Source organism: Thermus sp. 2.9, assembly GCF_000794385.1.
GTDB lineage: Bacteria > Deinococcota > Deinococci > Deinococcales > Thermaceae > Thermus > Thermus thalpophilus.
The window spans coordinates 1-20,105 of record NZ_JTJB01000024.1; the positions used below are offsets into that span (position 1 = coordinate 1).

Below are 20,105 nucleotides of genomic sequence, written 5' to 3' on the forward strand. Positions count from 1 at the left end.
CTCACATGTGTAGGGCCGGGTACAGCAGTGAGTGGGGCCTTTAGGCATTGAAAAGTACATAGATCACGTCCCCGTCCTGCACCTCGTAGTCCTTGCCCTCGAGGCGCACCCAGCCCCGCTCCTTGGCCTTAGCCCACCCCCCGGCCTCCACCAGCTTGTCCCAGGGGATCACCTCGGCCCGGATGAAGCCCCGCTCCATGTCTGAGTGGATCTCCCCCGCCGCCTCCGGGGCCTTGGCCCCTTGGCGCACCGTCCAGGCCCGCACCTCCTTCTCCCCGGCGGTGAAGAAGGTGAGAAGCCCCAAGGCCCTATACCCCGCCTGGGCCAGGCGTTGCAGGCCGCTTTGCGTGAGGCCATAGGCGGCGAGGAGCTCCTTCGCCTCTTCTCCAGGAAGTTCGGCGAGCTCCGCCTCCAGCTTGGCGGAGGCCACCACCACCTCCGCCCCTTCCGCCTTCGCCTTCTCCCGCACCGCCTGAACATGAGGGTTCCCCTCCCCCTCAGGGAGGTCCTCCTCCGCCACGTTGGCCACATAAATGACCGGCTTGGCGGTGAGGAGGGGGGTTTCCTTGAGGAAGCGGCGCACCTCCTCCGAAAGGGGGTGGGTGCGGGCGGGCCTTCCCGCCTGCAGGTGGGCGTAAAGCCCTTCCGCCGCCTCCAAGAGGGGAAGCCTTTCCCGGTCGGCCCGGGCCTCCTTGCGGAGGCGCTCAAGCCGGCGCTCTAAGGTGGCAAGGTCGGCGAGGAGGAGCTCGGTTTCCACCACCTCCGCGTCCTCCAAGGGGTCCACCCGGCCCATGACGTGGACCACCTCGGGGTCGGGGAAGCACCGGAGGACGTGGGCGATGGCCCCCACCTCGCGGATGTGGGCCAAAAACTGGTTGCCCAAGCCTTCCCCCCTGTGGGCCCCCTTCACGAGGCCAGCGATGTCCACGAACTCCACGTGGGTGGGCACCACGGGGGGAACCCTTTCCCCCTTGGCGAAGACCTTCTGCAAGGCGTAAAGCCTTTCGTCCTCCAGGGGCACCACGCCCACGTTCTTGTCTATGGTGGCGAAGGGGTAGTTGGCCGCCAGGGCGCCCGCCCGGGTCAGGGCGTTGAAGAGGGTGGACTTGCCCACGTTGGGTAGACCTACGATGCCGACCGCAAGCATGCTTACCTCAAAAAAAGCCCCGCTTGGGGGCCTCTTTTCATCCTATCACGCCCCTTGCGTATGATGGCAGGGTATGGACCTAGCGGCCCACATTGACCACACCCTCCTGAAGCCCACCGCCACCCCGGAAGAGATCACCAAGGTGGCGGAAGAGGCGCTGGAGTACGGTTTCTTTGGTCTTTGCATCCCCCCTTCCTACGTGGGCTTCGTGCGGGAGCGCTACCCCCATGCGCCCTTCCGCCTGGTGACGGTGGTGGGCTTTCCCTTGGGGTACCAGGAAAAGGAGGTGAAGGCCCTCGAGGCCAGCCTGGCCTACGCCCGGGGGGCGGACGAGATAGACATGGTGGTCCACCTGGGCCGGGCCTTGGCGGGGGACCTGGCCCACGTGGAAAGCGAGGTGCGGGCGGTGCGGGAGGCGGTGCCCCGGGCGGTGCTCAAGGTGATCCTGGAAACCGGCCACTTCGCCCCGGAGGCCCTGGAGGCCCTGGCCGAGGCGGCCATCCGGGGCGGGGCCGACTTCCTCAAGACCTCCACGGGCTTTGGCCCCCGTGGGGCGAGCCTCGAGGACGTGGCGCTCCTGGTGCGGGTGGCGAGGGGCCGGGCCCAGGTGAAGGCGGCGGGGGGCATCCGCGACCGGGAAACCGCCCTTAAGCTCCTGGTGGCGGGGGCGAGCCGGCTCGGCACCTCCAGCGGGGTAGCCCTGGTGCGGGGGGAGGCGGGAAGTGGGTACTAGGAGGAAGCAGAGGAGCCTGGCCGGGCTTCCCGGTTACCTGGTCCTCCTTGTCCTCCTTCTCCTTTGGGCCTACCAAGAGTTCCGCCGCCCCGCCCCGCCCCCAGTAGAGGCGGGGAAGACCGAGGTCTACTTCATGCCCGAAGACGGGGAAGACGGGGAAAGGGCCAAGGAGCGGCTCCTCGCCCTCATGGCCTCGGCCCAGGAAACCCTGGACGGGGCCTTCTACGAGTTCCGGGACCTAAAAATCGCCCAAGGCCTGCTCGCCGCCCACAAACGGGGGGTAAGGGTCAGGCTTTACGGGGAAAGCGACTACCGGGAGGACTTTCGCCGCTACTTGGTGGCGGCTTCCTTGGGGCAAGGGGAAGAGCCTCCCAGGGTGCCCCGCGCCCTCTTGCGGGAACGGGTCAAGCCCCTTTCCCTTGACTGCGAGGAGGTCGCCGGCATCCCCGTCTGCTACGACGAGCGGGAGGGCTTCATGCACCACAAGTTCCTGGTGGTGGACCAGAAGGCGGTGTGGACGGGAAGCGTGAACATGACCTGGAACGCCTTCGCCCGCAACAACGAAAACGCCCTTCTCCTCCCCTCCCCCACCCTGGCGGAGGGCTACGCAAGGGAGTTCCAGGCCCTCTTCAGCGGGGTCAAGGAGGGTTTGGGCCAGCCCGTGGCCTTCGCCCTGGAAGGGGTGGAAGGGGTGGCGTACTTCAGCCCCAAAGGAGGCGGTCTCGCCCAGGAGGCCATCCTCCGGGAGATCCGAAGGGCCAAGCGGGAAATCCTGGTGGCCGCCTTCGTCCTCACGGACCGGGAGATCGTGGATGCCCTCCTGGGGGCCAAGCGGCGGGGGGTGGAGGTGCGGGTGGTCCTCGAGGCCCGCAACCTGGGGGACAGCCGGGAGGAGGCCTTGTTGCAAGGGGGCATCCCCGTGCGCAAGGACGCCAACCCCTACACCCTCCACCACAAGGTCATGGTCCTGGACGAAGCCCACGTGATCACGGGAAGCTACAACTTCACCTTCCGAGCCCGGGAGGTGAACAACGAAAACCTCCTGGTCCTAAAAAGCCCCTCCCTGGCGGAGGCCTACAGAAAGGAGGTGCTCAGGCTTTGGCAGGCGGGCGAACCCCTCTAGTCCTGGCCTCGGGAAGCCCTAGGCGGAAGGCCCTCCTGGAGGCCTTGGGCTACCCCCTAAAGGTGGTGGTCCCCGGGGTGGCGGAGGAGGACCTTGCCCTCCCCCCGCCCGAGCTCGCCCTGGCGCTTGCCCGACGCAAGGGGGAAAGGGTGGAAGGCCCTTGGGTCCTGGCGGCGGACACCGTGGTGGACTTGGAGGGCAAGGCCTTGGGCAAGCCCAAGGACCCGGAGGAAAACCGCCTTTTCCTAAGGCTCCTCTCCGGCAGGGAGCACCTGGTGCACACCGCCATCTACCTACGCACGCCCCTGGACGAGGTGGCGGAGGTGCACACGGCGGCGGTGCGCTTCCGCGCGCTTTCCGAAGAGGAGATCGCCTGGTACGTGCGAAGCGGCGAGGGCCTGGACAAGGCGGGGGGCTACGGGGCCCAGGGGCTTGGCATGGCCCTTTTGGAAAGGGTGGAAGGGGACTTCTACACCGTGGTGGGCCTGCCCGTGGCCCGGGTCTTCGCCCTCCTTTGGCAAAGGGGGTTTCGGCCGTGAGCGAAACCGCCCTGCGCCGCCTCCTCTTCCTTCTCCTCCTGGCCTTGGGACTCGCCCTGGCCGCCCTCACCCGGCCCCTGGCCCCCCGGGTGGCCCTCCTCCTTTCCCCCCTCACCGCCCCCCTTCCCACCTTGGGCCACCGCCTGGGGGAGAACGTGAGGGCGGGCCTCGCCGCCCTGATGAACCGCCAGGACCTCTACGGGGAAAACCGGACCCTCCGGGCGAAGGTGGCGGCCCTGGAGGCGGAGAACCAGCGGCTACGCCTGGAGGTGGAGCGGCTTTCCCGGGCCCTTCGGGTGCGGCAGGAGCAGGCCCCAGGGGTGGTGGCCGTGGCCCCCGTGGTGGGGGAGGACCTCTCCGGGCTCTACCGCCGCCTGGTGATTGGCCTGGGGGAGCAGGACGGGATCCGGGTGGGTATGCCCGTCACCGCCCCCGAGGGGCTCGTGGGCCTGGTGGTGGAGGTGGAGGCCCACCGGGCCCTGGTGCGCACCCTCCTGGACCCGGAAAGCCAGGTGGGGGTGCGCCCCGAAAAGGCCCCGGGCCGGGGCGTGGCCCGCGGCGCCCCCCCGGACCGGGTCCTCGCCGAGTTCCCCCCCACGGTCCAGGTGGCGCCCGGGGAGCTCCTCCTCACCGGGGCCCCTTTGGGCCTCTTCCCGGCGGGCATCCCCGTGGGTAGGGTGGAGCGGGTGGAGCGGGTGCAGGGGGGGCTGAAGCTCAGGGCCTGGGCCAAACCCCTGGTGGAGCTTTCCCTCCTGGAGGAGGTCATCGTCCTGAGGCCCCTATGAAGGCGCTTCTCGCCCTTTTCCTAACCCTCTTCCTGGCCGGGTTCTTGGGAGCGGTCTGGCCCCAAGGGCTCATGGCCCCGGACCTCTTCCTGGTCCTCGCCCTCTGGTACGCCTGGGAAAGGCCCTACTACCTGGGGCTTCCCGCCGCCTTCCTCCTAGGGCTTCTACAGGACCTCTTGGGCTTCGGCCTCCTGGGCCTCCACGCCACGGGCCTCCTCCTCGCCGCCTACGCCTTCTACGCGGCAAGCCGCCGCCTGGTGGCCGGGGAAGGCCTGGGGACCATCTTCGCCTTCCTCTGGGCTTTTTTCGCCAAGTGGTTCGGCTACTTCCTGGTGGCTTACTGGCTCCGTTTGGATCTTCCGCCGCTTCTGCCCCTGGACTTGTTCTTGGAGGGGCTTTTCACCCTTCCCCTTTTCCTCCTCGCCCTCCGCCTGGGCGGCTTGGGTAAGGCGCCATGACCGCACGGCTTTACGCCCTCATGGCCTTCTTCCTCCTGGCCTTTGGCCTCCTTGGGCTTAGGGCCTGGCAACTCCAGATCCTGGAGCACGAGAAGTACGCCCTAAAAAGCCAAGGGAACTACCTGAAAACCGAAGGCATCCCCGCCCCCAGGGGGAGGATCCTGGACCGCAAGGGCCGGGTCATCGCCCAAGACCGGTTGGTGGTGGACCTGGTCTACGAGGGCGGAGAGGTGGCCTACAAGGAAAGGCTTCTTCCCCTTCTGGGCCTAAAGGAGCTTCCCAAGGAAGCGGGGGTGCTCAAGGCCGGGGTGCCGGAACACCTCCTCCCCACCCTGGCGGAGCTCACCGCCGGGCAGAAGAACCTGAAGCTGGTGGAGCGCATTGAGCGCCACTACCCCAACCCCATATCCGGGCCCGTCTTGGGCTACGTTCTGCAGGCCAATGCCGAGCAGGTGAAGCGGGGGTATAGCCCGGACGAGCAGGTGGGACAGGCGGGCCTCGAGGCGGCCCTGGAGTCCCACCTGCGGGGCAAGCGGGGAGTCAAAGCGGTGGAGGTGAACGTCCGGGGGGAGCGCCTGCGGGAAACCATCCTGGAGGAGCCCACCCCGGGGCAGGACGTGGTCTTGACCCTAGACCTGGACCTGCAGCGGGCGGCGGAGCGGGCCTTGGAGGAGGCCTTAAGCGACATCAACGCCGGCCGCCGGCTGAACGGGCTTCCCCCCGAGACCCGGGTCAAGGGGGCCATCGTGGCCCTGGACCCCCGCACCGGGGAGGTCCTGGCCATGGCCAGCGCCCCCTCCTTTGACCCGGGTCTCTTCGCCAAGCGCCCCGTGCCCAAGGAGGTGCAGGACCTCCTCCAGGACAAGGACCTTCCCCTCTTGAACCGGGCCCTGCAACCCTACACCCCGGGCTCCACCTTCAAGCTCGCCACCAGCTACGCCCTCCTGGAGGAGGGGTACGTGGGCCCGGCCACCACCTACCGCTGTAGCCCCTACATCGTCTACGGGGGCCAGGTGCGGCGCAACTGGGCCACCCGGGACCTGGGCCCCATGACGGTGCGGGAAGCCATCGCCTGGAGCTGCAACACCTGGTACTACCAGGCGGTGGCCCAAGACCCCTTGGGCTTGGTGGACCGCCTGGCGGCCCGGGCTCGGCTTCTGGGCCTCGGGGAACCCACGGGGGTGGAGGTGGCGGAGAAAACCGGCCTCCTCCCCACCCGCGCCTGGAAGCGGGAGGCCTTGGGGGAACCCTGGTACCCTGGGGAAACCCTCTCCGTGGCCATCGGCCAAGGCCCGGTCCTGGCCACCCCGGCCCAGGTCGCCCGGATGCTGGCCACGATAGCCAACGGGGGGAAGAAGCCCCAGCTCCACCTGGTGAAGCGGATCGGCAAGGAGGAGGTGAAGCCTACCCTAAAGCCAGTGCCAGGCCGCTTCTTTACCGTTCTCCAGGAAGGCCTGCGCAAGACCGTCGCCGAGGGCACGGCCCGGCATGTGCTGGGCAACTTCCCCGTGCCCACCGGGGGCAAGACGGGCACCGCGGAAACTCCCGGCAAGCGCCGGGGCCTGGAGCACGCTTGGTACATGGGCTACGGCCCCACGGACCCCAACAGCCCCTACCCACCCCTGGTGGTGGTGGCCTTCTTTGAAAACGGCGGGGAGGGAAGCCGGGTGGCCTTGCCGGCGGTGCGCAAGGTGATGGAGGCCTACTGGAAGGTGTCGGGGGAAGCCCAAGCCCGGTAGAATGACCCCATGCGCCTTCGCGCCACGCCCAAGGCCCTGGCCCTGCGGCTGGACGGGGGGGAAAGCCCCGAGGACCTAGCCCGCCTCACGCTCCCCGAGGGCCTTCCCCTGGAGGTGGAGGTGGCGGGCCCCGTGTCCCAAGAGGTGTTGCAAGCCCTCCTCGCCCTAGGCCGACCCCTCACCCTGGTGCCCGCCCGGAGCCACAAAAGCCTCGGCACCCTGGTGGTGGGCAAAACCCTGAGGGCTGGGGAGCGGGTGGAGCACCCTGGCACCGTCGTGGTCCTGGGGGACGTGAACCCGGGGGCCGAGGTGGTGGCGGGGGGCGACGTGATCGTGGTGGGCAAGCTCCGGGGCCTGGCCCACGCTGGGGCTGGAGGGGACGAGGAGCGCTTCATCTTCGCCCTGAGCCTGGCCGCCAAGCAACTTCGCATCGGCCCCCACCTGGCCCAAGCCCCCGAAGGGGAAGAGGCGACAGGCCCGGAGCTCGCCCGGGTGGTGGAAGGAAGGATCGTGGTGGAGCCCTGGTCTAGAAGGCGACTCCCCCCGACTCCACCCCGTAGCGCTTGAGCACCAGGTAGATCACCCAACCCGTGAGGGCCACGTAGAGCCAAATGGGCACCAAGACCTTGGCCCAGCGCTTGTGGAGGGCGAACTCCCCCCTAAGGGCCCGCCAGATGACGTAAAAGGCCAAGGGGCCGTTGAGGGCGGCGAGGAGGGTGTGGGTGACGAGAATGAAGTAGTAGGCTCCCCGCCACGCCTCCGGCCCCCCGTAGGCCGTGGTGCCGTAAAGCCCCCACTTGGTGAGGTAGAAGACCAAGAAGAGGGCCGCCAAGCTGGTGGCGAGGAGCATGGTGCGGTGGTGCCACACCCGCTTCTCCCGGCGGATCAGGAACACCCCAAAAACGAGGGCCAAGCCCGAAAGGCCAATGCTCCAAACGGCAAGCAGGCCGAGAAGCTCCTTCATAGGCGTTCTCCCAAACGTTCGCTTAGAAGCCGCACCGCCTCGAGGCGGGCGGTGCGGGCGTAGCTATACCCCCTGAGGTAGTCCTCCTCCTGGCCTAAAAGCTGGTAAAGCCTGAGGTACGCCACCGCCAAAAGCCCGTCCCGCTCCCGGCTCGGGGGGAGGCGGTGGAGGAGCCTGGCGATTTCCCGAAAGCGCCCCGCCTCCTGGGCCTTTACGGGCGTTTCCCTAAGGGCCCGGGCCAGGTCTTCCAGGGCTTCCCCTAGCGGCATACTGGCGGGAAGTTTACCACAAATCCCCTTAGGGAATGCGACGGGAGGCGCGGTTTCCCGCGGCGTCCACCGCCACCACCACCGCCCCCTGGGGCACCTCTGCCAGGAAGGACACCTTAGCCTCCTTGGGCAGGGAAAGCGGCGTGTAGCGCCCCCCCATTTGCACCACCACCCGGTCCACCCGCACGTTGTCCTCCACCCGGCCATAGACCCGGTAAAGGCTCCCCTCCCGCTCTAGCCTTTCCAGCACGATGCGGGGCGGCGCAGCGTCCAGCACCAAGGGAACGCGCCGCTCCACCCGGTGGCCCAGGGCGTCCACCGCCTCCATCCTCAGTTCCACCTCCCCCGAGGTGGGGGCCTGTAGGCGGAAGCGGAAGCGCACGAGCCGCTTGCCCTTCTCCACCTCCCCCAGCACCTCCGCCCCTTGCGCCCGCACGCTTACCACCCCGGAGGGGTCAAAGGCGTAGCCCTCCACCACCAGGGCCTTGCCGGGGGCCACCGCCCCACCCAGGGGCTCCACCAGGCCGAGCTCCGGCGGGGCCCCATCGGGCCGAGCGCAACCGGAAAGGAAAAGCAAAAGAAGAAGGGGATGCCTACGCATCCCCTTCAGGATAGCAAGGGACTACTTCAGATAAACCCTGGGGCCGAAAACGATTCCGAAGGCTGCCTGTTGGGCCTGAAAGTAGTAGCTAAACGTAGGTTCTACCCGCAAAGCGAGGCTACCCTGAACTGGTACCTCAAGCCCAACGAGACCACGGACAGCAAAATCGGTAGCCGAAGTGCCGCCTGCAGAAACCAAGAGCAAACCAAGACCAAGGCCCGCATCCACCTTCAAGCCCTGGTCCAGGGGTAGGGGATAAAGCGCATCCACGTTCAACGCCACAAGCAGAATGCTAACGTTGTTAACGCTAGAAGAACCGAGCTCCACCGCACCCCTGAACCCCACAGGCCCAAGGACGTTTTCAGCGCCAGCACGGATTCCTAAGGCGGCCGAAAAGTTTGGGGTTACAGAAAGATTCCCGCCCAAGGCCTCTCCGTAAAGCCGCCCCTGCGCAAGGCCAAACCCCAAAGCAATCGCACAGAGAGCCAACAGGTTCTTCCACCTCATCATACCTACCACCCTCCTTTCACTAGGCCACTTAAGGCCGTCTACATCATATTTGTTTCCTTGGCAAGCTGTCAAGTCGTGTACAAGGCGTTAATCCGCACATACCCCTCGGTCAGGTCGCACCCGTAGGCCTCCGCCGCCCCTTCCCCCTCTCCCAGATCCGCCAAGACCTCCACCACCTCAGCCCGCATGGCCTGGCTCGCCGCTTCCCGGTCAAAGGGAAGGACGCCGCCGGCGTATAGGGGGATGCCCTGAAGGTGGATGCGCACCCGCAAGGGGTCAAACCGGGCCCCCGAGTTGCCCAAGGCGGCCAAAATCCGCCCCCAGTTGGGGTCGTTCCCGTAAAGGGCGCTTTTCCAAAGGAGGCTCCCCGCCACCGCCCTGGCCGCCTGCCTCGCCTCCCCCTCCGTGGCCGCCCCCACCACCCGAACCACCAGGAGCTTGCTGGCACCCTCCCCGTCCCGGGCGATCTTTTTGGCGAGCTCCCGGGCCACCCCTTCCAGGGCCTGGAAAAAGGTCTCCAAAGGCACCTCGCCGTAGGCCCCGTTGGCCAGGACCAAAGCCAGGTCGTTGGTGGAGGTGTCCCCGTCCACGGTCACCTGGTTGAAGGTGCGGTCCACGATGCCCCTCCAGGCCTCCCGCAAGGCCTCCTGGGGCACCCAGGCGTCCGTGACCAAAAAGGCCAGCATGGTGGCCATGTTGGGGTGGATCATCCCACTCCCCTTGGCGATGCCCACCACCCTGGCCCCCGCCACCTCGGCCTCCGCCACCTTGGGCACCAGGTCGGTGGTGAGGATGGCCTCGGCGAAGGGGTCGGCGTAAGGGGTGAGCTCTATTTGCGGCAGGCCCGCCGCGATCCGCTCCACGGGCAGGGGCACCCCGATCACCCCCGTGGAGGCGGTGAGCACCTCCTCGGGGGCAAGGCCCAGGCGGAAGGCGGCGAGCTCGGCCATCCGCGCGTCGTCCCGGAAGCCCCGCTCCCCCGTGGCGCAGTTGGCGTTGCCGGCGTTCACCACCACGGCCCGCAAGGGGGCTCCGGTGGCGTAAAGCCCCCGGCCCCGGTGGATGGAAGGGGCCGCGGCCCGGTTCTGGGTGGCGGCGTAGGCCCATTGGGCGGGAAGCCCTGAGACCAAAAGGGCCAGGTCCGGCTTGCCCGAAGGCTTGATGCCCGCCCGGGTAGCCCCGGCGCGGAAACCCCTGGGTAACCTCACGGCCATACGCCCTCCTTGGGCAAGGCGGTGTCCTCGGGTAGGCCCAGCATCAGGTTCAGGTTCTGCACCGCCTGCCCCGCCATGCCCTTCACCAGGTTGTCCAAGGCGGCGAAGACCAGGACGCGCCCAGTCCTTTCCTCGTAGAGGGGCTTGAGGTCCACCCGGTTGGCGCCATAGGTGCCCTTGGTCTCGGGAAGCCCCCCCAAAACCCGCACGAAGGGCTCCCCTAGGTAGAAGTCCCGGTAGAGGGCGTCCAGAGCCTCCTGGCTCCAGGTCCCCTCCACCTCCGCCTCCGCGGTGACCAAAATCCCCCGGGTCATGGGCACCAGGTGGGGGGTGAAGGAAAGGCGCACCTCCCGCCTGGGCCCGTGGGTGCGCACCCTCCGCCCTTGGGCCAGGAGGCGGCCCAGGTTCGCTTCCATCTCGGGGATGTGGCGGTGGGTGCCCCCTACCTTGTAGGGTTTCAGGTTCTCGTTCACCTCGGCGAAGAAGGTGCCTTCCCCCTCCCTGCCCGCCCCCGAAACCCCGCTTAGGCCCACCACGAAGGCACCCCGGAGAACCCCTTCCGCCGCCAAGGGAGCGAGGGCCAAGGTGGCGGCGGTGACGTAGCAGCCAGGGTTCGCCACCAGGCGGGCTTCCCTGAGCTCCTCCCGGTGGAGCTCGGGCAGGCCGTAAACCGCCTCCCGGAAGAGCTCGGGGCTTTGGTGGCGGATCCCGTACCAGGCCTCGTAGACCTCCGGGGGAAGGCGGTAGTCCCCGGAAAGGTCTATGACCCGCTTGCCCGCGCGAAGGGCCTCGGGGGTGATCCCCATGGCGAGGCCGTTGGGGAGGGCCAGGAACAGGACGTCCGCCCGTTCCAAGACCTCCTCTTGGGCAACGAAGGGCCTTTGGTCCCAAAGCTGGGGCCAAGCGGAAGAAAGGGGTCTACCCTCGTGCTTGCGGCTGGAAAAACCCACCAGTTCCACCCCGGGGTGTTCCTTAAGAAGGCGAAGGAGTTCCGCCCCGCCGTATCCCGAGGCGCCCAGGATCCCCACCCTTACCACGGCACCTCCAGAAGAACTTCCGGGAAGGCCAGGGGCGCCAGGCGCTCCCCGGGCTTAACCCAGATCTGCTCCCGGTAGTGGCCCTCCTCCGGGGTGCGGAAAACGAGGAGCCGGCTCCCCTGGAGGTCCTGGACCCAAACCTCGGGCACGCCCATACGGGCGTATAGGGGCACCTTTTTGCCTAAATCGTACTCCAAGGAAGCATCGGAAACCTCCAGGAGCAAAAGCACGTCCTCCGCCCCAGGAAGGCGCTCCCCATAGTCCCCCGGCCGCAGAAGGGCCAGGTCCGGCTCCAAATACACATCCGGAGCCAGGGCCAAGGGACCCTGAACCTGCACCAACGCTTCGGGAAAGCGCTCCACGAAGAGACGGTTCCAGCGGTTCAGAACGTAGGCGTGGCGTGGGCCGATGGGTGCCATCTGGTAAATCTCCCCCTCCAGAAGCTCCACCCCCCGCTCGGGCAGGGGAAGCTTCAGGAACTCCTCCAGGCTAAAGCGGTAAGGGCGGACCATACCCCTACTTTAGCAAGGTGAGGAGGACGGCTTTGGCGGTGTGGAGACGATTTTCCGCCTGGTCAAAGACGCGGCTTTTGGGGCCGTGCACGGCTTCCTCCGTGGTCTCCTCTCCGTAGTGGGCGGGGAGGCAGTGGAGGAAGATCCCTTCGGGGTGGAGGAGGGAGAGGAGTTCCCCGTTCACCTGGAAGCCACGGAAGTCCTTGAGGCGCTTTTCCCGCTCCGCCTCCTGGCCCATGCTGGTCCAGACGTCCGTGTAGAGGGCGTGGGCCCCAAAGGCGGCCTCCTTGGGGTCGTGGGTGAAGTAGGCCTTGGCCTTTTCCAGAAGGGCGGGATCGGGCTCGTAGCCCTTAGGGGTGGCCACCCGCACCCTTAGCCCCACCAGGGGCGCGACCTCCAGGAGGGAGTTTAAAACGTTGTTCCCGTCCCCCACCCAGGCCACCTCGAGGCCCTCCCACCCCCCAAAGACCTCCTTGAGGGTGAGGAGGTCCGCCAGGGCCTGCAGGGGATGGGCCCGGTCGGAAAGGGCGTTGATGACGGGAATGCGGGCGTGGCGGGCCAGGGCCGCCACGGTCCCGTGCCGATACACCCGGGCGGCGATGCCCTCCACGAAGCGCTCCAGGTTCTTGGCCACGTCCTTCACGGGCTCCCGCTCCCCGATGCCCACCTGCTTTTGGTCCAAGTAGACCGCATGCCCCCCCAGGTGGACCATGGCCACCTCCAAGGTGGTGCGGGTGCGCAAGGAAGGCTTCTCAAAGAGAAGGGCGAGGACCTTACCCTTAAGGTCTTCTCCCCGGTAGCGCTCGCGCTTGAGCCTGTCCGCCAAGGCGATGAGCTCCCGGATGGCCTGGGCGCCGTAGCCGGAAAAGTCCAACAGGTCCTTGGGCAGGGTCAGGGCGTCTCCCCCCATGAGGCCCTTAGGATACCTTGGTCTTGCAAAGTTATGCAAGGGGCTAGGCCCGGGACCAGGGGACGTAGAGCACGGGCAAGGGGCTCACGAAGGGCTCGGCGTAGTCCACCCCAAGGTAGTTCCCCCAGTAGCGGCGCATGGCCTTGCGGGCCTCCACCCCCTTGGGCCCCACCGTCTCGCTGGCCGCCTCGCCCAGGAACTGGCTCCGGTAGGCCAAGACCGCTTGCTCCCACTGGTCTATGAAGGCGGAAATCTTCACCAGGAAACTGGGGGTGAAGGGGTGGTTGCCCGGGTAGAAGAAAAGCCTTTCTACCCGGTGGGGCTCCCCTTCCAAGGGGGCTTTCTTCAGGCCCGCCAAGTGGATGGCGGCCACCGCCAGGCGGCTCGCCGCGGTGTGGTCGGGGTGACGGTCGGCGGAAAGGGGGGCGAACACCACCCGCGGCCTGAGCTTGCGGAGCACCTCGGCCAGGCGATGCCGCTGCTCGGGGAGGTCCGCAAGCCCCCCGTCGGGAAGCCCCAGATTTCCCCGGAAGTCCAAGCCCAGGATGCGGCTCGCCTCCGCCACCTCCTTTTCCCGCTCCTCGGGGGTACCCTTGGAGCCCATCTCCCCCCGGGTGAGGTCCAAAATCCCAGTGGAAAGCCCCTCCGCCTTGGCCCTTGCCAAGGTCCCCCCGCACCCGAGCTCCCCGTCGTCGGGATGGGGGGCGATGACCAAAAGGTCAAGCATCCCGCACCTCCACCCTTTCCCCTAGCCGCCTTTCCGTGCCCGCCTGCAGGCGCTTTAGGTTGTCCCGGTGGGTGAAGAAGATGAGGAGGGCCATGAGGGCCACGGTGCCCACCTCCCAAAGGGGCCGGCCCAGGGCCAAGGAAAGCACCAAGGCCGCCACGCCCCCGGTCATGCTCCCCGCGGACACATAGCGGGTGAGGAGCATCACGGATAGCCCGATGGGCAAGGTCCAAAGGGCGAGCAAGGGGTCCAGGAAGAGCAGGGTGCCGAAGCTGGTGGCCACCCCCTTCCCCCCCCGGAAGCCCAAAAAGACCGAGAAGTTGTGCCCCAAAACCGCCGCCAAGGCCACCCCCCCGAGCAAGGGCCCTTCAATCCCCACCGCCCGAGCGATGAGCACCGCAATGCCCCCTTTAAACACGTCAAAGAAGGCCACCACCAAGGCGGGGCCAGGCCCCAAGGCCCTGAGGACGTTGGTGGCCCCGATGTTCCCCGAACCCACCTTGCGGAGGTCCACCCCGTAGGTGCGGGCCACCAAGACCCCGGCGGGGATGGACCCAAAGAGATAGGCCAGAAGGAGGACCCAAAGCCAGTCCATGGGGGGATTTTAACTGCTGGCCGAGGTGTAGCTCCCAAGGGCCAAGCGGAAAAAGCCCCGCGCCAGGAGGAAAAGGCCCAAAGCCAGCCCCAAGGCCACCCAGGGCGCCTCCCCCCGCCCCAAGGCGGCCTCCGCCGGCACCGTGGTGAGGAAAGCCACCGGAACCACGAAGGTGAAGAAGAAGCGGTAAAGGGCCGGGTAGCTGGAGGCGGGAAAGCGCCCCGCCTCCAAAAGCCCCCGCAGGACCTCGGTGACGTTATAGATTTTCACGAACCAGATGCTGGTGGTGGCGAGGAGGAACCAGAGGCTATAAAGGATGAGGGCCCCCACGAGCCAGTAGAAGGCGAAAAGGAAGTAGTCCCCAAGCCCAAGGCCAAGCCGGCTTCCCCCATAAAGGAGAAGCCCCACCCCTAGGAGGAAATCCCCAAGGCCCCAAGGGGAAAAGACCCTGAGGGAAAGCCAAAACTGGGGGTCTAAGGGCTTGAGGAGGACGAAGTCCAAGGTGCCCTGCTGCACGTGCTCCACGATCTTGTTGAGGTTGGGGGCGAGGAGGGTGCTCCCAAGGCCCTGTAGCAGGGTGAAGGCGGCAAGGACCAAAAGGGCCTCCTCCCAGGCCCACCCCCCTGGCCGGTACCCCCCCTGGTAGAGGAGGAGGAGGCCGAAGAGGGCCCCGAGGAGGGTGAGGGCCGAGGAGAAAAGCCCCAGGAGGAAGTTCAGGCGGTACTCCATCTCCGCCGCCAAGGAAAGGCGCAAAAAGAGGAGGTAGACCCGCAGGTAGCGCACAAAGACCATTACACCACGTAGACTTAGAGGGTGCGCCTCGAGGCCGTCGTCCTCGCCCAAGACCTCACCAAGCACTTCCGCGTGGCCCTGAAGGAGGAAAGCCTCCTGGGTACCCTGCGCCACTTCCTCTTCCGCCAGTACCGCCTGGTGCGGGCGGTGGAGGGGGTGAGCTTCGCCATCCGGCGGGGGGAGGTGGTGGGCTTTTTGGGCCCCAACGGGGCGGGCAAGACCACCACCTTGAAGATGCTCACGGGGCTCCTCCACCCCACCCGTGGGGAGGCGTTGGTGGCGGGGCACGTGCCCTGGCGGCGGGAAAGGGCCTTCCTGAGGAAGATCACCCTGGTCATGGGCAACAAGCAACAGCTGATCTGGGACCTGCCCGCCATGGACACCCTCCGGCTCAACGCCGCCATCTACGAGGTCCCCGAGGGGGAGTTCCGGAAGCGGGTGGGGGAGCTGGCAGAGATGCTGGGGCTAGAGGGGAGGCTCCACCAGCCCGTGCGCAAGCTCTCCCTGGGGGAAAGGATGAAGGCGGAGCTTTTGGCCGCCCTCCTCCACCGCCCCGAGGTCCTCTTCCTGGACGAGCCCACCCTGGGCCTGGACGTGAACGCCCAGGTGGCGGTGCGGGAGTTCGTGCGGGCCTACAACGCCCGCTACGGGGCCACCATCCTCCTCACGAGCCACTACATGGCGGACATCGCCGCCCTTTGCGAAAGGGTCCTGGTCATCCACCATGGCAGGCTCCTCTACGACGGGGCCTTGGAGGGCCTTTTGGCCCGCTTCGCCCCCTACCGGGAGGTGCGGCTCGTCCTGGCCAAACCCCTCTCCCGGGAGGCCCTGAAGGCCTTCGGGGAGGTGCGGGAAGCGGAGGGGCGGGAGGCCAGGCTCCTCGTCCCCCGGGAGGGGCTCACGGAGCGGGTGGCCCTCATCCTGAAGGGGCTTCCCGTGGAGGACCTCGAGGTCAAGGAGCCCCCCCTGGAAGAGGTCATCGCCCGGGTTTTCCAAAGCCCCAAGGAGGTGGAGGGATGAGGAAGGCCTGGGCCCTCCTAGGGGTGTACCTCGCCTACATGCTGGAGTACCGGGCGGAGCTTTTCCTTTGGGCCCTGGCGGGGGCGCTTCCCCTGATCCTCCTTGGGGTCTGGACGGAAGCGGCACGGCACGGGGATTTCCCCTTAGGCCCCGGGGAGTTCGCCCGCTACTTCCTCATGGTCTTCCTGGTGCGCCAGGCCACGGTGGTCTGGGTGGTGTGGGAGTTTGAGCGGGACGTGGTGGAAGGGAGGCTCTCCTTCCGCCTCCTTAGGCCCCTGGACCCCTTCTTTGACCACTTGGCGGCCCACGTGGCGGAAAGGCTCGCCCGGCTTCCCTTCGTGGTCCTCCTCACCCTCCTCTTCTTTCTCCTCTTCCCCGAGGCCCGCTTCCAACCTGAGCCTTTGTCCTTCCTCCTCGGGCTCCTCCTCACCGCCCTAGCCTTTTTGCTCCGCTACCTCATGCAGTACGCCGTCGCCCTCCTCACCTTCTTCAGCGAGCGGGCCACGGCGGTGGAGGAGGTCTTCTTCCTCCTTTACCTCTTCCTCTCCGGGACCATCGCCCCCCTGGAGGTCTTCCCCGAACCCCTAAGGACCCTCGCCCTCCTCACCCCCTTCCCCTACCTGGTCTACCTCCCCGCCGCCCTCCTGGCGGGGCAGGAGGTGCGCCTCTTCCCGGGCCTTTGGGTGATGCTCCTTTGGGGGGTTTTCTTCTTCCTCCTCTGGCGCCTCCTCTGGCGGCTTGGGCTCAAGCACTACGCCGGCCACGGGGCATAATGGAGGCATGGCCACCCGGTACCGCTTCAGCGTGGAAGCGTTTGAGCGGGCCTTCCAGGGGGTGCCCCACGTGGAGCTCCTAAGGGGAGAGGTGTACCAGATGAGCCCCATGGGACCCAGGCACGTGGCCGCCGCGATGCGCTTGGACCACCGGCTGAAGGAAGCTTTGGCAGGCAAGGCCTTGGTGGCGGTTCAGTCTCCCCTGCGCCTCGCGGAGGACTCCGAGCCCGAGCCGGACCTCCTCATCCTCAAGCCCCCCTTGGAGCGCTACCAGGATCGCCTCCCCACCCCCGAGGACGTCCTCCTCCTGGTGGAGGTGGCGGACACCTCCTTGGAGTTTGACCGAGGGGTGAAGCTTCCCCTCTATGCCGAGGCGGGCATCCCCGAGGTGTGGCTCGTGAACCTGAAGGAGGGCCTCCTGGAGGTCCACCGCGACCCCCGGGGTGGGCGGTACCGGGAAATCCGCCTCCTCACCCCCGAAGAGGCGGTGAGCCCCCTGGCCTTTCCCGAGGTCAGGCTTCCTTGGGCGTAGGGGCCCGGGCGAAGAGGAGGGCGTAGGCGTAGCCGTCGGTGAGGGCCTTGAGGGAGGCCTCGAGGATGTTCTCGCTGGCCCCCACCGTGGCGAAGCGCTCCTCCCCCCGCTTCATCTCGATCATCACCCGCACCCCCGAGTTGGTGCCCGCCTCCTGCCCGGAGAGGATGCGCACCTTGTAATCCGTGAGCTCCACGTCGTCAAGCTCCGGGTAAAACTGCAACACCGCCTTGCGGAAGGCCCTGTCCAGGGCGGAAACGGGACCGAAGGGGCTCTCGGCGGCGGTGTGTTGCAGGCTATCCCCCACCCGCACCCGCACCGTGGCCTCGGCCCAGGCGGTGTCCAGGCCCGCCCCGTGGACGAAGACGCTAAACCCCTCCACGCTAAAGGGAAGCGCCCCGCCCCTTAGGCGGTGGGCCAGGAGGTAGAAGCTGGCCTCCGCCCCCTCAAAGGCGTAGCCCTCGTACTCCAGGGCCTTCACCTCATCCAAGAGGCGCTTGGCCTCCTCCCGGGAAAGGTCCACCCCGAGCTCCTGGAGCTTGGCCAGGAGGTTGGAGCGGCCCGAGACGTCCGAGACCAAAAAGCGGCGGGCGTTCCCCACCCACTCCGGGGGGATGTGCTCGTAGGTGCGGGGGTTTTTCAGGACGGCGGACACGTGCACCCCCGCCTTGTGGGCGAAGGCCGCCTCCCCCACGTAGGGGGCGCGGCGGTTTGGGGTGAGGTTGGCCCGCTCGTCCACGAAGTGGGAAAGCTCCTTAAGGCCCCGAAGCCGCTCGGGGGGGAGGGCGGGGATTTTGTACTTGAAGACCAGGGTGGGGAGGAAGCTCGTGAGGTTCAGGTTGCCGCACCGCTCCCCGTAGCCGTTGATGGTGCCCTGCACGTGGGTAGCCCCAGCCCGCACCGCCGCTAAGGCGTTGGCCACGGCGAGCTCGGCGTCGTTGTGGGGGTGGATGCCCACCCTAACCCCGGGGAAGCGCTCCACCACCGCCTTGGTGATGGCGTAGACCTCCTCGGGCAGGCTCCCCCCGTTGGTGTCGCAAAGGACCAAGGTGTCGGCCCCTCCCTCCCGGGCGGCCTCGAGGGTGGCGAGGGCGTAGCTGGGGTCCTCCTTGTAGCCATCAAAAAAGTGCTCGGCGTCGTAAATGACCCGCTTTCCCCTCTGGGCGAAGAAGGCCACCGTGTCCCGGATCATGCGGAGGTTCTCCTCCAAGGAGGTTTCCAGGGCCTCCAGCACGTGCAGGGTCCAGCTTTTGCCGAAGAGGACCACCACCGGGGTTTCCGCCTCTAAAAGGGCCAAAACGGAGGGGTCCTCCTCCGGGGAAAGCCCCTTTTTGCGGGTGGCCCCGAAGGCGGCAAGCCGCGCCGCCCCCAGGTCCACCCCCTTCATGCGGGCGAAGAACTCCGCGTCCTTGGGGTTGGAGCCGGGCCAACCCCCCTCAATCACGTGGATGCCGAAGGCGGCCAGGCGCCGGGCAATGGCCACCTTGTCGTCCACGGAGAGGCTTACCCCTTCCCCCTGGGTGCCGTCCCGGAGCGTGGTATCCAGGATCTCCACCATGCCTAAACCCCGCGCGCCACCTCGGAGATGGAAGGGGGGTGGCGGGTGGCCCGGCCCGAGGCCAGCTTCCCGGCGGCGTCCAAAAAGGCCAGGGCGCTGGCCTCTATAATGTCCGGGGAAACCCCCACCCCCACCGCCTGGAGCTCCCCAAGCCTAAGCCGCACCGTCACCTGGCCCAAGGCCTCGGTGCTCCCCGTGATGGCCTCCACCCGGTAAAGCTCCAGCTCTGGCTTGAGGCCGATGGCCTCCTCCAAGGCCTTGTACACCGCGTCCACCGGCCCGTCCCCCGTGTGGGTGGCCACCTTTTCCCCGTCCGGGGTCCTCACCTTCACCGTGGCCGTGGGCAGGAGGCCCGAGCCGGAAAAGAACTGCACGTGCTCCAGGGTGAAGAAGTGGGAGACGGGCTCCCGTTCGCTTTCCACCAGGGCCTGGAGCTCCTCGGCGGAGAGGGGGCCCTTTTTCTCGGCGATCTCCTTGAAGCGGGCGAAAAGCTTCTTCAGCTCCTCCTCGGAGAGGTCCTTGTAGCCCAGGTCCTCGAGGGCCTTCTTAAAGGCCGCCCGCCCCGAGTGCTTGCCGAGGACGATCACCGCCGGGCGCCTACCGATGAGCTCGGCGTCCATGATCTCGTAGGTGGCCCGGTGCTTCAGGACGCCGTCTTGGTGGATGCCGGACTCGTGGGCGAAGGCGTTGTCCCCCACGATGGCCTTGTTGGGGGGGACGGGCATCCCGGTGTAGCGCTCCACCAAGCGGCTTACCCGGTAGATCTCGCGGGTGTTGATCTGGGTGTAGGCCTTGTACCAGTCCCGGCGCACGTAGAGGGCCATGACCACCTCCTCCAAGGAGGTGTTCCCCGCCCGCTCCCCGATGCCGTTGATGGTGCACTCGATCTGGCCCGCCCCGTTCTCCACGCCCGCCAGGGCGTTGGCGGTGGCCAGGCCCAGGTCGTCGTGGGTGTGGGTGGAGATGATCACGTCCCGCCCCCGCACCACCTCGTCGCGGATGCGGCGGATGAGGGCCCCGTACTCCCCGGGGGTGCCGTAGCCCGTGGTGTCGGGGATGTTGATGGTGGTGGCCCCCGCCTCAATGGCCACCTCGTAAAGCCGCTTCACGAAGTCCCAGTCCGCCCGCATCACGTCCTGGGCGGAAAACTCCACGTCGTCCACGTACTGGCGGGCGTAGCGGACCATCTTGTCCGCCATCTCCAAGACCTCCTCCTCCGTCTTCTTCAGCATGTACTCCAGGTGGATCTTGGAGGCGGAGGTGAAGACGTGGATCCTGGGCTTTTCCGCCTTCTCCAGGGCCTTGGCCGCCTGGTCAATGTCCAGGGTGTGGGTGCGGGCCAAGGCGGCAATGATGGGGCCCTTTACCTCCGTGGCGATGCGCCGCACCGCCTCAAACTCCAAAGGCCCGGATACGGGGAAGCCCGCCTCAATGATGTCCACGTTGAGCCGGGCCAGGGCGTGGGCGATTTCCAGCTTCTGGTCCAAGGAAAGCGCCACTCCTGGGCTCTGCTCGCCGTCCCTGAGCGTGGTGTCAAAGATCCGGATGTGCCGTTCCATGGTTCCCT

The 20,105-nt window shown here is 67.3% G+C and carries 24 protein-coding genes; 10 read left to right on the forward strand and 14 right to left on the reverse strand.

Features of this window, described 5'->3' with window-relative positions; all coding sequences use genetic code 11:
- Window positions 1-40: 40 nt before the first annotated feature.
- The gene (gene ychF, locus QT17_RS05670; RefSeq protein ID WP_039457589.1) at window positions 41-1,147 is read right to left on the reverse strand and encodes a redox-regulated ATPase YchF; all 1,107 of its coding nucleotides are present in this window, start codon (window positions 1,145-1,147) and stop codon (window positions 41-43) included.
- Between the two features lie 73 nt (window positions 1,148-1,220).
- On the opposite strand from ychF, the gene deoC reads away from it, so the two are divergent.
- From deoC to minC, 7 genes are read left to right on the forward strand one after another with little or no spacing between them, the layout of a single operon-like run.
- A complete protein-coding gene (gene deoC, locus QT17_RS05675; protein WP_039457591.1) occupies window positions 1,221-1,880 on the forward strand; it encodes a deoxyribose-phosphate aldolase in 660 nt (219 codons plus the stop codon).
- On the forward strand, window positions 1,870-3,003 hold the full coding sequence (locus QT17_RS05680) for a phospholipase D-like domain-containing protein (RefSeq protein WP_039457593.1): 1,134 nt from the start codon (window positions 1,870-1,872) through the stop codon (window positions 3,001-3,003). Before deoC ends, QT17_RS05680 begins: the two co-directional genes overlap by 11 nt.
- Complete coding sequence (locus tag QT17_RS05685) at window positions 2,979-3,542, forward strand: nucleoside triphosphate pyrophosphatase (protein ID WP_039457595.1); 564 nt, start codon at window positions 2,979-2,981, stop codon at window positions 3,540-3,542. Before QT17_RS05680 ends, QT17_RS05685 begins: the two co-directional genes overlap by 25 nt.
- Complete coding sequence (mreC, locus tag QT17_RS05690) at window positions 3,539-4,327, forward strand: rod shape-determining protein MreC (protein ID WP_039457597.1); 789 nt, start codon at window positions 3,539-3,541, stop codon at window positions 4,325-4,327. The genes QT17_RS05685 and mreC overlap by 4 nt, the downstream gene beginning before the upstream one ends.
- A complete protein-coding gene (mreD, locus tag QT17_RS05695) occupies window positions 4,324-4,785 on the forward strand; it encodes a rod shape-determining protein MreD (protein WP_039457599.1) in 462 nt (153 codons plus the stop codon). Before mreC ends, mreD begins: the two co-directional genes overlap by 4 nt.
- A complete protein-coding gene (locus QT17_RS05700; RefSeq protein WP_039457602.1) occupies window positions 4,782-6,524 on the forward strand; it encodes a penicillin-binding transpeptidase domain-containing protein in 1,743 nt (580 codons plus the stop codon). Before mreD ends, QT17_RS05700 begins: the two co-directional genes overlap by 4 nt.
- Before the next feature lie 9 nt (window positions 6,525-6,533).
- Window positions 6,534-7,091 (forward strand): septum site-determining protein MinC, encoded by a 558-nt coding sequence (gene minC / locus QT17_RS05705; protein WP_039457605.1) that lies wholly within the window; start codon window positions 6,534-6,536, stop codon window positions 7,089-7,091.
- Here the strand turns inward: minC and QT17_RS05710 are convergent.
- The 11 genes from QT17_RS05710 to QT17_RS05760 form a co-directional block, all read right to left on the reverse strand.
- On the reverse strand, window positions 7,051-7,488 hold the full coding sequence (locus QT17_RS05710) for a DUF420 domain-containing protein (protein WP_039457608.1): 438 nt from the start codon (window positions 7,486-7,488) through the stop codon (window positions 7,051-7,053). The two genes, minC and QT17_RS05710, sit on opposite strands and share 41 nt — an antisense overlap.
- Complete coding sequence (locus QT17_RS05715; RefSeq protein ID WP_039457611.1) at window positions 7,485-7,757, reverse strand: hypothetical protein; 273 nt, start codon at window positions 7,755-7,757, stop codon at window positions 7,485-7,487. Before QT17_RS05715 ends, QT17_RS05710 begins: the two co-directional genes overlap by 4 nt.
- Before the next feature lie 28 nt (window positions 7,758-7,785).
- Complete coding sequence (locus QT17_RS05720) at window positions 7,786-8,358, reverse strand: hypothetical protein (protein ID WP_039457615.1); 573 nt, start codon at window positions 8,356-8,358, stop codon at window positions 7,786-7,788.
- 21 nt (window positions 8,359-8,379) lie between these two features.
- Window positions 8,380-8,865 (reverse strand): hypothetical protein, encoded by a 486-nt coding sequence (locus QT17_RS14370; protein WP_235283798.1) that lies wholly within the window; start codon window positions 8,863-8,865, stop codon window positions 8,380-8,382.
- 71 nt (window positions 8,866-8,936) lie between these two features.
- Complete coding sequence (argJ, locus tag QT17_RS05730) at window positions 8,937-10,082, reverse strand: bifunctional glutamate N-acetyltransferase/amino-acid acetyltransferase ArgJ (RefSeq protein ID WP_039457618.1); 1,146 nt, start codon at window positions 10,080-10,082, stop codon at window positions 8,937-8,939.
- Window positions 10,073-11,110, reverse strand: coding sequence for an N-acetyl-gamma-glutamyl-phosphate reductase (gene argC / locus QT17_RS05735; RefSeq protein ID WP_152607336.1), 1,038 nt, complete (start codon window positions 11,108-11,110; stop codon window positions 10,073-10,075). Before argC ends, argJ begins: the two co-directional genes overlap by 10 nt.
- Window positions 11,111-11,112: 2 nt before the next feature.
- Entirely contained in the window at window positions 11,113-11,631 is a 519-nt protein-coding gene (locus tag QT17_RS05740; protein WP_039457625.1) for a Uma2 family endonuclease, read from the reverse strand.
- Window positions 11,632-11,635: 4 nt separating this feature from the next.
- Window positions 11,636-12,541 carry an ornithine carbamoyltransferase gene (gene argF / locus QT17_RS05745; protein ID WP_039457626.1) on the reverse strand — a complete coding sequence of 302 codons (906 nt, stop codon included), beginning with the start codon at window positions 12,539-12,541 and terminating at the stop codon, window positions 11,636-11,638.
- Window positions 12,542-12,584: 43 nt separating this feature from the next.
- The gene (gene bshB1, locus QT17_RS05750; RefSeq protein ID WP_039457629.1) at window positions 12,585-13,268 is read right to left on the reverse strand and encodes a bacillithiol biosynthesis deacetylase BshB1; all 684 of its coding nucleotides are present in this window, start codon (window positions 13,266-13,268) and stop codon (window positions 12,585-12,587) included.
- Window positions 13,261-13,863 (reverse strand): glycerol-3-phosphate 1-O-acyltransferase PlsY, encoded by a 603-nt coding sequence (gene plsY, locus QT17_RS05755; protein WP_039457632.1) that lies wholly within the window; start codon window positions 13,861-13,863, stop codon window positions 13,261-13,263. Before plsY ends, bshB1 begins: the two co-directional genes overlap by 8 nt.
- A 9-nt stretch (window positions 13,864-13,872) precedes the next feature.
- Complete coding sequence (locus QT17_RS05760) at window positions 13,873-14,655, reverse strand: ABC transporter permease (RefSeq protein WP_200883382.1); 783 nt, start codon at window positions 14,653-14,655, stop codon at window positions 13,873-13,875.
- A gap of 21 nt (window positions 14,656-14,676) precedes the next feature.
- Here QT17_RS05760 and QT17_RS05765 point away from each other — a divergent pair, with 21 nt between their 5' ends.
- Genes QT17_RS05765 through QT17_RS05775 form a run of 3 tightly spaced genes read left to right on the forward strand, consistent with a single transcriptional unit; the run spans window position 14,677 to window position 16,980 of the window.
- Window positions 14,677-15,675 (forward strand): ATP-binding cassette domain-containing protein, encoded by a 999-nt coding sequence (locus tag QT17_RS05765; RefSeq protein WP_039457635.1) that lies wholly within the window; start codon window positions 14,677-14,679, stop codon window positions 15,673-15,675.
- Window positions 15,672-16,448, forward strand: coding sequence for an ABC-2 family transporter protein (locus QT17_RS05770; protein ID WP_039457638.1), 777 nt, complete (start codon window positions 15,672-15,674; stop codon window positions 16,446-16,448). The genes QT17_RS05765 and QT17_RS05770 overlap by 4 nt, the downstream gene beginning before the upstream one ends.
- Before the next feature lie 7 nt (window positions 16,449-16,455).
- Complete coding sequence (locus tag QT17_RS05775; protein ID WP_039457641.1) at window positions 16,456-16,980, forward strand: Uma2 family endonuclease; 525 nt, start codon at window positions 16,456-16,458, stop codon at window positions 16,978-16,980.
- On the opposite strand, the gene cimA is transcribed toward QT17_RS05775, so the two are convergent.
- Both cimA and QT17_RS05785 read right to left on the reverse strand, forming a co-directional pair.
- On the reverse strand, window positions 16,961-18,538 hold the full coding sequence (gene cimA / locus QT17_RS05780) for a citramalate synthase (protein WP_039457651.1): 1,578 nt from the start codon (window positions 18,536-18,538) through the stop codon (window positions 16,961-16,963). The genes QT17_RS05775 and cimA overlap by 20 nt on opposite strands.
- Before the next feature lie 2 nt (window positions 18,539-18,540).
- On the reverse strand, window positions 18,541-20,097 hold the full coding sequence (locus tag QT17_RS05785) for a 2-isopropylmalate synthase (RefSeq protein ID WP_039457654.1): 1,557 nt from the start codon (window positions 20,095-20,097) through the stop codon (window positions 18,541-18,543).
- Window positions 20,098-20,105: the final 8 nt, after the last annotated feature.